The organism is Kitasatospora sp. NPDC001660, assembly GCF_053596725.1.
Genome location: NZ_JBSFGU010000058.1, coordinates 13,106 through 25,167, shown reverse-complemented (window position 1 = coordinate 25,167; position 12,062 = coordinate 13,106). Strand labels below are relative to the sequence as shown.

General features: G+C 73.6%; 11 protein-coding genes. 7 read left to right on the top strand and 4 right to left on the bottom strand.

What is annotated here, in order from left to right; genetic code table 11:
• Positions 1-113: 113 nt before the first annotated feature.
• Positions 114-386, bottom strand: coding sequence for a WhiB family transcriptional regulator (locus ACWCXH_RS35175; RefSeq protein WP_030062195.1), 273 nt, complete (start codon positions 384-386; stop codon positions 114-116).
• Between the two features lie 620 nt (positions 387-1,006).
• Between ACWCXH_RS35175 and ACWCXH_RS35170 the strand changes: the two genes are divergently transcribed.
• Genes ACWCXH_RS35170 through ACWCXH_RS35160 form a run of 3 tightly spaced genes read left to right on the top strand, consistent with a single transcriptional unit; the run spans position 1,007 to position 4,082 of the window.
• Positions 1,007-1,684 carry a cysteine dioxygenase gene (locus ACWCXH_RS35170; protein WP_449805570.1) on the top strand — a complete coding sequence of 226 codons (678 nt, stop codon included), beginning with the start codon at positions 1,007-1,009 and terminating at the stop codon, positions 1,682-1,684.
• A gap of 41 nt (positions 1,685-1,725) precedes the next feature.
• Positions 1,726-2,736 carry a 2-phospho-L-lactate transferase gene (gene cofD, locus ACWCXH_RS35165; protein WP_449805569.1) on the top strand — a complete coding sequence of 337 codons (1,011 nt, stop codon included), beginning with the start codon at positions 1,726-1,728 and terminating at the stop codon, positions 2,734-2,736.
• A 53-nt stretch (positions 2,737-2,789) separates the two neighbouring features.
• The gene (locus ACWCXH_RS35160; RefSeq protein WP_449805568.1) at positions 2,790-4,082 is read left to right on the top strand and encodes a coenzyme F420-0:L-glutamate ligase; all 1,293 of its coding nucleotides are present in this window, start codon (positions 2,790-2,792) and stop codon (positions 4,080-4,082) included.
• Between the two features lie 10 nt (positions 4,083-4,092).
• On the opposite strand, the gene ACWCXH_RS35155 is transcribed toward ACWCXH_RS35160, so the two are convergent.
• Positions 4,093-5,058: a DNA-3-methyladenine glycosylase family protein gene (locus ACWCXH_RS35155; RefSeq protein ID WP_449805567.1), complete on the bottom strand. Its 966-nt coding sequence runs from the start codon at positions 5,056-5,058 to the stop codon at positions 4,093-4,095.
• Positions 5,059-5,064: 6 nt separating this feature from the next.
• Here ACWCXH_RS35155 and ACWCXH_RS35150 point away from each other — a divergent pair, with 6 nt between their 5' ends.
• Positions 5,065-5,535 carry an SgcJ/EcaC family oxidoreductase gene (locus ACWCXH_RS35150; RefSeq protein ID WP_449805566.1) on the top strand — a complete coding sequence of 157 codons (471 nt, stop codon included), beginning with the start codon at positions 5,065-5,067 and terminating at the stop codon, positions 5,533-5,535.
• A 147-nt stretch (positions 5,536-5,682) separates the two neighbouring features.
• On the opposite strand, the gene ACWCXH_RS35145 is transcribed toward ACWCXH_RS35150, so the two are convergent.
• Positions 5,683-6,840: a peptidoglycan recognition protein family protein gene (locus tag ACWCXH_RS35145; RefSeq protein WP_449805565.1), complete on the bottom strand. Its 1,158-nt coding sequence runs from the start codon at positions 6,838-6,840 to the stop codon at positions 5,683-5,685.
• A 104-nt stretch (positions 6,841-6,944) separates the two neighbouring features.
• Here ACWCXH_RS35145 and ACWCXH_RS35140 point away from each other — a divergent pair, with 104 nt between their 5' ends.
• The 3 genes from ACWCXH_RS35140 to ACWCXH_RS35130 all read left to right on the top strand — a co-directional run bounded on the left by ACWCXH_RS35140 (position 6,945) and on the right by ACWCXH_RS35130 (position 10,681).
• Positions 6,945-7,736 carry a TIGR03089 family protein gene (locus tag ACWCXH_RS35140; protein WP_449805564.1) on the top strand — a complete coding sequence of 264 codons (792 nt, stop codon included), beginning with the start codon at positions 6,945-6,947 and terminating at the stop codon, positions 7,734-7,736.
• 120 nt (positions 7,737-7,856) lie between these two features.
• Positions 7,857-9,002 (top strand): LCP family protein, encoded by a 1,146-nt coding sequence (locus ACWCXH_RS35135; protein ID WP_449805563.1) that lies wholly within the window; start codon positions 7,857-7,859, stop codon positions 9,000-9,002.
• A gap of 149 nt (positions 9,003-9,151) precedes the next feature.
• The gene (locus tag ACWCXH_RS35130) at positions 9,152-10,681 is read left to right on the top strand and encodes an LCP family protein (RefSeq protein WP_449805562.1); all 1,530 of its coding nucleotides are present in this window, start codon (positions 9,152-9,154) and stop codon (positions 10,679-10,681) included.
• A 90-nt stretch (positions 10,682-10,771) separates the two neighbouring features.
• Here the strand turns inward: ACWCXH_RS35130 and ACWCXH_RS35125 are convergent, their stop codons facing one another.
• Positions 10,772-11,812, bottom strand: a complete 1,041-nt coding sequence (locus ACWCXH_RS35125) for a glycosyltransferase family 2 protein (RefSeq protein ID WP_449805561.1) — start codon at positions 11,810-11,812, stop codon at positions 10,772-10,774.
• Positions 11,813-12,062 lie beyond the last annotated feature (250 nt).

Genomic DNA, 12,062 nt, shown 5'->3' with positions numbered 1-12,062 from the left:
CGGAGCCGTGCCCGGACACGCGAAAGCGCCCCACCACCGCGGTGAGGCGCCCGTGCGGCTCTGTGGTTGTCCTTCGGTGCCGGAGGGTCAGCGGGGGTCGGAGGCCATCCCGGTCAGACCGCGCTCTTCTTGAGCCGGCGGCGCTCACGCTCGGAGAGGCCGCCCCAGATCCCGAAGCGCTCGTCATTGGCGAGGGCGTACTCCAGGCACTCGGAGCGGACCTCGCAGGCGAGGCAGACCTTCTTGGCCTCGCGGGTCGAGCCGCCCTTCTCGGGGAAGAAGGACTCGGGGTCGGTCTGGGCGCACAACGCGCGCTCCTGCCAGCCGAGTTCCTCCTCGTCCTCCGCGATGCCGTCACCGATCAACAGCTCAAAGAGCTCGCTCATGTGGCGCGCCTCCTCTGCCCCTACTTGGCGTCCCCGTGGTTGCCGTTGCCTCGTGCGGCCGACGACACGAGTGAAATTACAGTTGCGTCACTCTGGCTCAGTCAAGCCGAGCTCTGGTATTGGAGCCAGGATTCACTCCCCGGCACCAAGCCGTTACGAATAGTGTGCATATATGGACACATCGGACTTTTCGCCGAAACACCCCAGGCAGTCGCGAACCGTCCGCAACCATCCGCCGATTGACGCCCGGTCACCATCACAGGCCGGTCATCGCGCTGCCTTCCCGACGATCTTCCCATCGAAACATAGAGGGTGATGAATCACCCCATCCGGTACTTCCGGACTTAACCCACCCGAATGCCGCATCTCCAGGTTTGACACCACCCCTGCGGATGAGGTCTCCTTTCCCCCATGTCAGAGTTCACGAGCCCCCGGAGCGGTTCCACGCTCCGCCGTGCCGTGAATCCCTGTTGTCGCCTCTGTTCCTGCTGCATCTAGGCGCACGCGTCCCACCGCGCGCCGCCCCAGGAAGCACAGAGGCCGCCCGCGATTCCCGCCCCAGGACATCCCGGATCCGGCTGATCCCCGACGAACCAGCCGCCGATCCGAGGACGACTCCCGTGCGCATGACCCGCATCCGCAAGCGGAACCGCGACCGCAACAAGCTCGCCCGCCGAAACTCCCGGCCCGCCCCGCGCACCACCGTCCGCACCGGCGGCTGGAGCGACGGCCTCAGCGACGTCTCCATCGCGGGCGACCCGCTCGCCTTCCCGCACCTCGCCCGCACCGACCTGCCCGCCCACCCCACCACCGTGGCCGGCTACGCCCGGCTCGTCCGCGAGATCGCCGCCGACCGCGCCCGCTGGGAGCCGCTCGTCCGCTACGACGCGCTCACCCGCTGGTACGCCCGGCTGGAGACCGGCCCCGGCTACGAGGTGTGGCTGCTCAGCTGGCTGCCCGGACAGAGCAGCGGCTTCCACGACCACGGCGACTCCTCCGGCGTCATGACCGTCGTCCGGGGCGAGCTCATCGAGCGCTCGCTCACGCACGCCGGCGAGGCCACTCGCATCCTGCGCCCAGGCGGGACGGGGGTCCCCCCGGCCGGAGGCTGGGGGAGGGTGTTCTCCTCCGGCTACCTGCACGAGGTGGTCAACGGCGCGCTGGAGCCGGCCGTCTCCATCCACCTCTACAGCCCGGGCCTCACCGAGATGAACCAGTACGGCCACACGGACGCCGTCCCCGAGCAGCACCCAGAGCAGCACCGGCAGGCACAGGCCGGGGCGCATCGACCGAGTTGACCGAGGACTGACGGACAGTCGGGCCATGGCAGGATGGGCGCATGCGCATCGTGGCACTGGCAGGCGGAATCGGCGGGGCGCGCTTCCTGCGCGGACTCCTCGCGGCGGTCGACCCGCAGGACGAGATCACCGTCATCGGCAACACCGGCGACGACATCCACCTCTACGGGCTGAAGGTCTGCCCCGACCTCGACACCGTGATGTACACCCTCGGCGGCGGCATCCACGAGGAACAGGGCTGGGGCCGGACGGACGAGACCTGGTCGATCAAGGCCGAGATGAAGGAGTACGGCGTCGGACCCGAGTGGTTCGGGCTCGGCGACCGCGACTTCGCCACCCACCTCGTGCGCAGCCAGATGCTCACCGCCGGGTACAGCCTCAGCCAGGTCACCGAGGCGCTGTGCGTGCGCTGGAAGCCCGGCGTGCGGCTGCTGCCGATGAGCGACGACCGGGTCGAGACGCACGTGCGGATCACCGACGAGCAGGGCACCCGGGCGATCCACTTCCAGGAGTACTGGGTCAAGCTGCACGCCGCCGTCGACGCCGAGGCGATCATCCCGATCGGCGCCGACACCGCCAAGCCCGCGCCCGGCGTGCTGGAGGCCATCGCCGAGGCGGACGTCATCCTGTTCCCGCCGTCCAACCCGGTCGTGTCGATCGGCACCATCCTCGCCGTGCCCGGCATCCGCGAGGCCGTCGCCGCCGCACCCGCGCCGGTCGTCGGGCTCTCCCCCATCATCGGCGGGGCCCCGGTGCGGGGCATGGCCGACAAGGTGCTGGCCGCCGTCGGCGTCGAGGCCACGGCGGAGGCGGTCGCGCTCGACTACGGCAGCAGGGCAGCGCTGCGAAGCAGCTCGGGCGAGGGTGGTGGCGGGCGACGGGAGGGCCTGCTGGACGGGTGGCTGGTCGACACCGCGGACGAGGGTGCGGTGGGCGCCGTCGAGGCCGCCGGGATCGCCTGCCGGGCCGTCCCGCTGCTGATGACCGACGTCGACGCCACCGCCGAGATGGCACGGGCCGCGCTCGCGCTGGCGGATCAGGTCCGTTCGTGAGCGAGCGGGGCACGGGAGTCCCTGCGGCCGGAAACCGGGCGAGAGCCGGGCGCATGAGCGTTCGGATCCTTCCGGTCGAGGGGCTGCCGGAGATCGAGGCCGGGGCCGACCTCGGCGCACTGCTCGCCAAGGCGGGGACGTACGAGGACGGCGACATCCTGCTCGTCACCTCCAAGATCGTCAGCAAGGCCGAGGGGCGGCTCCTGCACGCCGCCGACCGCGAGGCCGCGATCGACGCCGAGACCGTCCGGGTGGTCGCCCGGCGCGGGCCCGCCCGGATCGTCGAGAACCGCAACGGCTTCGTCATGGCCGCCGCCGGCGTCGACGCCTCCAACACCGCCCCCGGCACCGTCCTCCTGCTGCCCGAGGACCCCGACGCCTCCGCCCGCGCCCTGCGCGCAGTGCTGCGGCGGCTCACCGGGCGGCGGCTCGCCGTCGTCGTCACCGACACCTTCGGCCGGCCCTGGCGCAACGGGCTCACCGACGTCGCCGTCGGCGCCGCCGGGCTGTCCGTGCTGGAGGACCACCGCGGACGCACCGACAGCCACGGCAACGAGCTCGCCCTGACCGTCACCGCCACCGCCGACGAACTCGCCGCCGCCGCCGACCTGGTGAAGGGCAAGGCCACCGGCGTGCCGGTCGCGATCGTGCGCGGTCTCGGACACCTCGTCACCGCCGAGGACGGCGAGGGCACCCGGCCGCTGGTGCGCCGCGCCGCCGACGACATGTTCCGGCTCGGCACCTCCGAGGCCCTGCGGGAGGCCGTCACCCTGCGGCGCACCGTCCGGGCCTTCACCGACGAGCCGGTCGACCCGGGCGCCGTCCGCCGCGCCGTCGCCGCCGCCGTCACCGCGCCGGCCCCGCACCACACCACGCCGTGGCGGTTCATGCTGCTGGAGTCCCCCGGGACCCGCACCCGGCTGCTCGACGCGATGCTCGACGCCTGGCGGCGCGACCTGCGCGAACTCGACGGCTGGGACGACGCCCGGATCGCCCGCCGCACCGCGCGCGGCGACGTCCTGCGCAACGCGCCCTACCTCGTCGTGCCGTGCCTGGTGATGGACGGCTCGCACGACTACCCCGACCCGCGGCGCGCCACCGCCGAACGGGAGATGTTCACCGTCGCCGCCGGCGCCGCCGTGCAGAACCTGCTGATCGCGCTCACCGGCGAGGGCTACGGCTCCGCGTGGGTCTCGTCCACCATGTTCTGCCGCGACACCGTCCGCGCCGCCCTCGACCTCCCGGCCGACTGGGACCCGATGGGCGCCATCGCGGTCGGCCGCCCCGCCGAACCGCCGCGCGAACGGCCGGGGCGCAGCGCGGACGCCTTCATCGAGGTGCGGTAACCGGGCCGGTTCAGCGGCGGCGGTGGTCGTTGGGGGCCAGGCGGGGGCCGTAGCGGGGGGCGTGGGTGCCGGTGGACGTGAGGAGGCGGCAGACGCGGTGGCGGTGGGGGCGGTAGGGCTCCAGGAGGGCGAGCATCTGGGCGTCGTCGCTGCGGGGGCGGCCGGCCAGGGCCCAGCCGACCAGGTTCGGCAGGTGGAAGTCGCCGACCGAGACCGCGTCCGCGTCGCCGTTGCTGCGCTGCAGGGTCTCGGCGGCCGTCCAGATCCCGATGCCCGGCACGGCGGTCAGGCGCGCGAAGGCCTCGGCGTGGTCCATCGCGGACGCCTCCTCCAGACGGGGCGCCAGGCGCACGGCGCGCACGACCGTCGCCGAGCGCTTCGGGTCCACCCCCGCGCGGTGCCACTCCCAGCTCGGCACCAGTGCCCACTCACGGGCCGACGGCGCCACCCGCATGCCCTCCGCCGGGCCCGGCGCCGGGGTGCCGAAGTCCCGCAGCAGCGTCCGCCACGCGCGGTAGGCCTCGTCGGTCGTCACCTTCTGTTCCAGGATCGCCGGGACGAGCGACTCCAGCACCAGACCGGTCCGGGTCAGGCGCACACCGGCCGTACGGCGCTGGACGTCGCGCAGCGGACCGGGCGGCAGCACCAGGCCCTCCGGGTGGTCCTCCGCGCCCAGCAGCACGGGCAACCGGTCCAGCAGCCACCCGGCACCCGGGCCCCAGGCCCGCGCCTCCACCTCGCCGGCGCCCGGGCGGGCCAGCACACGCAGCGTGCCGACGCCGGCGGGCGTGCGGGACGCCCGCCAGACCGCGCCGTCGCCGGTCGTCCGGTAGGAGGGGTCGGCCGGGCCGCGGCGCAGCGGGAGCAGCGTGCGGGCCGCGTCCAGCGGGAAGCCCGGCCGCCAGCGGCGCACCGCCTCGTCCGTCACCGCCCCGCACCTCCTCCGCTGTCCGGCTCCACCGCCTTCGTCGACCATGGGGATATGAACGATACGCGGATGCCGGAGCTGTCCTCCGCGGACGAGAGCGCGGTGCGGGCGCTCTACCACCGGGTCCTCGACGGATGGAACCGGCGGGACGGCTCGGCCTTCGCGGGGCCCTTCGCCGACGACGGCGAGGTGATCGGCCACGACGGGACGCGGCACCGCGGGCGGTCGGCGATCGCGGCCGAGCTCGGACGGATCTTCGCGGACCACGTGACGCCGCGGTACGTGGCCGCCGTGCGGCGGGTGCGGGGGCTCGGGGCGGGGGTGGCACAGCTGGACGCCGTCGCGGGGCTGGTGCCGGCGGGGGCGGCGGACCTCGTGCCGGAGCTCAACTCGGTGCAGACGGTGGTCGCGGTGAACGCGGGGGCGGGGTGGCGGATCGAGCTGATGCAGAGCACACCCGCGCGGTACGACCTCCGGCCGGATCTGGCGGCGGCGTTGACGGAGGAGTTGCGGCAACTGGCGTAGAGGGAATGTGGCGCCAACTGCCCTCCTGTAACGCACAGTTCACCGCGCCTCTGTCCGAGCTCGGGGATGGGCGGAGAGATCCGGAGAGAGGAAATCCGAGGAAAGAGGAGGAGAGGGGAAAGGCGCGCGGTACGGGAGTCGGGGCCGTCACTGCGCCTGCAGGTGGGCCGCGGCCTCGCGCAGGGGCGGGAGTTGGGCGTAGAGGGCGGCGCCGGGGCATTCGGTGGCGAAGGCATCGCGGTGGCCGGAGATGGTGTCGAAATCGACGACCGTGCCCTTCGGGAAGCGGCTGGCGTCGGAGGTGGACGTGAGCCGGGTGCGGCCGTCGGCGGCGTGGGCGGTGAGGCCGAGTTTCCACGCGGCGATGGCGGCGATGCCGTCGAGGAGGGGCTGCGGCGGGGCGTCGGTGATGTAGGTGCCGATCGCGGCGACACCGGACGAGTCGTTGTTGAAGCCCAGGGTGTGGGCGCCGTGGACGGGCTTGTCGACGCCGCCCGCGCGGCCCTCGTAGACGGTGCCGCAGCGGTCGACCAGGAAGTTGTAGCCGATGTCCCGCCAGCCGCTGCTCTGCACGTGGTACTGGTAGATCGCCCGGATCACCCGCGGGGCGTCGGTGCAGGCGTAGTCGGTGGCGGTGGCCGTGTGGTGGACGAAGACCACCCGGACCGGGCCGGTGTACTGGAAGGGGGACTGGTCGCGCAGGGACTCGTCGGCGCCCCAGCCCGCCCGCGTGACGATCGCGGGGCGCGGGGTGTCGGGGGCGGCCGGCAGCGTCCGGGCGGAGGCGGCGGAGACGCCCTCGCCGGGGTCGACGAGTTCGAGGCGCAGGCCGGGCGGCGCTCCCGCCGGGCCGGGGTGCACCTCGACCGCGACACCGTCGCTGCGCCCGGTCCACAGCGGCGCGGTCGCGCCGTGGGAGCGCGTGTCCGGTCCGTCCTCGGTGTCCGTCTCCAGTGCGCGCCAGTCGCCCCAGTGTCCGGTGGCCGCGTCGCGGGTGCGGACCCGGACGGTGCCGCCGGCGAGCGCGTCCGCGGGGCCGTCCCAGCCGACGCCGAGGAGCTCGAACGGGGTCGTGACGCGCGGCGCGAAACCGCGGCCCGCCGCGACCGGCAGCGACGTGACCGACCCGCCGCCGGCCGAGGCGCGGCGCTGCACGGCTGGGACGCCGGGCCCCTCGCCCCCGGCCTGGCGGCTGGGAGGTGCCCCCGGCCCGGGGGCGGGCAAGGGCGGAGAGCCGGCGGACGCGGCCGCGGCGGGCTGGAGCATCAGGATCGCGAGGGCGACGGCGGGGAGTGAAAGGCGCATAAACCGGATGGTCGCCGCAAACACGGGTGTTCGCCACGCGACCCCGCGCCGGGTCCGCCGCCCCTCCCGGGGCGCCACCCGAAGGCCGTAGGCTGGGGCGCACCATGACTGCGCCTTTCGCTGCCGATGCCCGCACCCCCGTCGAGCTGCTGCACGCATACCTGCGAGGTGGCACCCCTTCGGTCGATCCCGCGGCCCCGCTGGTCACCTTCTACGACGACGCCACCGGCGAACGGGTGGAGCTGTCCGCCCGGACCTTCGACAACTGGGTGGCCAAGACCGCCAACCTGCTCCAGGACGAGCTCAACGCCGGCCCCGGCGACCGCGCCGCCCTCCTCCTGCCCGCCCACTGGCAGAGCGCCGTCTGGCTGCTGGCCTGCTGGTCGGTCGGGGTGACGGCGGTGCCGGGTGGCGACCCGGCCGCCGCCGACCTGGTGGTCAGCGGCCCGGACGGCCTGGGCGCCGCCCAGGCCTGCGAGGGCGAGCGGGTCGCGCTCGCCCTGCGCCCGCTGGGCGGCCGGTTCCCGCAGCGCCCGGACGGCTTCCTCGACTACGCCGCCGAGGTGCCCGGCCAGGGCGACCGCTTCGCGCCGTACTCCCCGGTCGCCCCGGACGCGCCGGCCCTGGAGACCGGCGTGGACGGGCTGCCGCTGAAGCTGACCGGCGAGCAGACCGTCGCCCTGGCCCGCGAGGGCGCCGTGCGGCTCGGCCTGAACCCCGGTGACCGTGTTCTGTCCACGCTGTCGTACGACGACTGGACGGGCCTGGAGGCCGGCCTGCTGGCACCGCTGGCGGCCGGCGCCTCGGTGGTGCTGTGCCGCAACTCGCAGGGCCTGACCCCCGAGCAGTGGGAGAAGCGGACCGAATCCGAACGGGTGACACTGCGCCTCGGGTAACTCCCGCCGCCGGCCCGGCGGGTAGGGATCCCTGCCATGGCCGAGGATGACGCTGCGCACCCCCCGACCGGCACTCCCCCGAACACACCCGGACGCCCCCGTTGGCGCCGGCGGTGGCTGTTGATCACCGCCGGCGTCGTCGCGTTCCTGCTCGTCGGCACCGCGGTGCTGCTCTGGGTCGCCTACCGGAAGCTCGACCGGAACATCCGCACGGACACGGCCACCGACCAGCTGCTCGCCAAGCTGGAGGCGGAGCGGCCGGGCCGGACCGCCGGGGCCAAGGGCGCCGGGAACATCCTGCTCATCGGCAGCGACGACCGCTCCGGCGCGAACGGCGCCTACGGCGGCGAGGCGGGCACCCAGCGCTCGGACACCACGATCCTGCTGCACCTGGCGGCGGACCGGAAGCACGCGACGGCGGTCTCCGTCCCGCGCGACGTCATGGTCACCGTCCCCGCCTGCGAGAAGCCGGACGGCACCCGGAGCAAGCCCGCCCTCATGCAGTTCAACTGGGCGTTCGAACTCGGCGGTCCGGCCTGCTCGATCCGCACCGTCGAGCAGCTGAGCGGCATCCGGATCGACCACTACGTGATCCTCGACTTCACCGGCTTCAAGGCGATGGTGGACGCGATCGGCGGGGTCGAGGTGTGTGTGCCGCAGCCGATCCACGACAAGGAAGCCAAGCTCGACCTGCCGGCCGGGCGGCAGACCCTCCGGGGCGAGCAGGCGCTCGGCTACGTCCGCGCCCGGGAGAGCCTCGGCGACGGCAGCGACACCCAACGGATGGGCCGTCAGCAGCAGTTCCTGGCCTCGCTGATCCGCAAGGTGCAGTCGCAGGGCGTGCTGCTCAACCCGGCGAAGCTGTGGCCGGTGCTGGACGCGGCCACCTCCTCCGTCAAGGCGGACGGCGGCCTGTCCTCGCTCGGCGCGCTCTACGAGCTCACCCAGGACCTGCGCGGCATCCCCTCGGCGGACGTGGTGTTCCTCACCGCGCCGCGCCGCCCCTACCACTACGACTCGGACCGGGACGAGTTCGTGCAGCCGCAGACCACCCAGCTGTTCACCGCGCTGCGGGACGACCAGCGGATCACCGTACGGCCCCCCGGCTCGGAGCCATCGCCGACGGCCGTCGCGAGCCCGGGCCGGACGCCCGGCTCGGACGGGGCCACCGGGGCCAGCGCCTCGGCCTCGGCCTCACCGTCGGCCGGGGCCGCGCCCGTCTTCGAGGGGCGGACGGCCGACGTGGACGCCTGCGCGCAGCACTGACCACCCCTTCCGGCTTTACGTTTCGATTACCTGTATGTGACGGGCATCATACTCGGAACAATTCCCCCGTTCGGCTCGTCTACTGTGTCCGGATCGGCCCATCGCCCCGGTGTGCCGGACCTCGTGACCCGCCGGACGTAGGGAAGCCCGTGCAGAAGGACAAACCGAAAACCGGTGAGTACAGCGGGGACGGCCACCGGACGGCGAAGCGTCGGGCGGCCGCCGCCAGGCGCAACCGGCGCCGGTGCAGGACGCTCAAGTGGACGGCCGGGGCCGGCGCGCTGGTCATGGCCGCGGGCTGCTGCGGCGGCTACTACCTGTACCGGCACTTCAACAGCAACCTGACCTCGGTCAAGGTCCAGCTGGGCGACGAGGCCGAGCGGCCCAAGCCGGCCGGGGACGCGCTCAACATCCTCGTGCTCGGCACCGACAGCCGCGAGGGCCTCGGGAGCGACTACGGCGACGAGGGCAGCTCCGGGCACGCCGACACCACGCTGCTCCTCCACGTCGCCAAGGACCGCTCCAACGCGACCGTCATCAGCATCCCGCGCGACCTGATGGTGCCGATCCCCGAGTGCCGGACGCCGGACGGCAGGCGGATCCCCGGCTCCGTACGGGACATGTTCAACAACAGCCTGGGACAGGAGGGCCGGGACCCGGGCTGCTCCTGGAAGACCGTCGAGAAGGTCACCGGGATCCGGGTCGACCACTTCGTCCAGGTCGGCTTCGAGGCGGTGAAGACGCTCTCCACCGCCGTCAGCGGGGTCGAGGTGTGCGCGGCCAAGGACATCAACGACCCGAAGTCGCACCTGAAGATGAGCAAGGGCCGGCACGTCGTCCAGGGCGACGACGCGCTCGCGTTCGTCCGCACCCGGCACGGGGTCGGGCTCGGCGGCGACCTCACCCGGATCCCGCTCCAGCAGCAGTTCATCAGCTCGATGATCCGCAAGATCAAGAGCGACGACACCCTGACCAGCCCGAGCAAGCTCTACAGGCTCGCGGACGCCGCCACCAAGGCGCTCACCGTCGACTCCGGCATCGGCAGCGTCGACAGACTGAAGGACCTGGCACTGGACATCAGCACGGTGGACACCAGGAACATCACCTTCACCACCGCGCCGGTGCTCGACGACCCGAAGGACGAGAACCGGCTGATACTCAAGCAGCCGGACGCCGGGCAGCTGTTCTCGATGATCGCCGCCGACCGCTCGCTGACCGGGACGGCGACCACCCGGAGCGCCACCCCCGCCCCGGCGACGCCGGAGACGCCCACCGCGCCGAGCACGCCCGCCGCGCCGGCGGTGGACCCGAAGGACGTCCAGGTGATCGTCCGCAACGGCAGCGGGACGCCGGGCCAGTCGAGCCCGACCGTGGACAAGCTGCGGGCCAAGGGCTTCGCCAAGGCCTCGACGGGCCCCAACGCGCCCACCACGGCGACCGGTTCGATCTCCTACCCGGCCGGACAGGAGGACGCGGCGGCAGCCCTGGCCGCCGCCCTCGGCCTGCCCGCCGACGCCACCCGGCCGGACCCGAAGGCCGCCGCGAAGGGACCGCTGGTGCTGGTGCTCGGCAAGGACGTCCTCGCGGCACCCGCCTCACCGGCCGCGGCGCCGACGGCGGCGGCACCGACCGACCTCCAGCGGGTGCAGGCGGACGACACGGACGTGTGCGCCAAGTAACGCTCGTGGAAAGCGGGTCGGAGGCGGGTGAGGGTGCCGTCCGCCTCGACGCCACCGGCCTCAGCGCCGGGGCGGGTCGGCGGCGGTCGGTCAGCGGGCCTCGGAGAGGACGTCGGCCGGGGTCGGCGCGGTGCTGCCGATGACCTTGCGGGCCAGCGAGCGCGGCGAGGTGAGGAAGCCGAAGCCCCAGCTGAGGTGCATGGTGGCGAGGGCCACCGGCAGCATCGCCTTCGCCTTGACGGACAGGCCGCGGCCCTCGATCACCGAGCCGCCGAGGATCCCGAGCAGGTACGCGCCGGGCGCGGCGAGGAAGACCGGGTGGACGGCGGCGCCGAGCACCAGGCCGAGCGTGACGCCGAGGAAGGCGGCCGGCGGGGCCAGGTAGCGCAGGTTGACCGAGCCGCGGTGGTAGCGGGTGACCACGCGCCGCCAACGGCCGTAGTCCTTGTACTGTTTGGCGAGCGCCCGGACCGACGGCCGGGGCCGGTAGGTGACCTTGAGCTGCGGGGTGAACCAGATCAGCCCGCCGTCCTGGCGGATGCGGTAGTTGAGCTCCCAGTCCTGGGCGCGGATGAACTCCTCGTTGTAGCCACCGAGCTTCTCCAGGACCTCGCGCCGGAACACGCCGAGGTAGACGGTGTCCGCGGGGCCGGCCAGGCCGCCGGTGTGGAAGGCGGCGTTGCCGACGCCGATCTTGGAGGTCATCGCGGCGGCGACCGCGTTCTCCCACTCGGTCTCGCCCTCGGCGTGCATGATGCCGCCGACGTTGGCCGCCTCCATCTCGTCCAGCAGGCGGACGGCGGTCGCGACGTAGCCGGGGGTCAGCAGGCCGTGGCCGTCCACGCGCACCACTATCGGGTGGCGGGAGCCGCGGATCGCCGCGTTGAGACCGGCCGGCGTGCGGCCGGTGGGGTTCTCCACGGTCCGGACCCGCGGGTCCTCGGCGGTCAGCTCGGCGGCGATCTCGGCGGTGCGGTCGGTGGACGGACCGAGGGCGATCACCACCTCCATCGGGCCGGCGTAGTCCTGTTCCAGGATGTGCCGCACGGCCGTGCGCAGGTGTCGTTCCTCATTGAGCACCGGCATGATCACGGAGACCGCCGGCAGCTCCTCAGCAGCCTTGGTGTTCATCGGGGCCAACCGTACCGGTCAGAGGAGGAAGTGGACGACCGTGAAGGTGACGAACCCGAGCAGCGCGATCCGGTCGAGGACGTGCTGCGGGCTGCCGGGCCGGTCCGGCAGCGCGACGGACGGCCGCAAACCGGGCTGGTGCGGCCGGGAACGCCGTAGGGGCCGGGTGCTCGCTCGCACCCGGCCCCTACGCCCCCCGTTCCCCCGTTCCCCCGTTCCCCCGTTCCCCCCGTTTTCCCCGGCGTCCCCC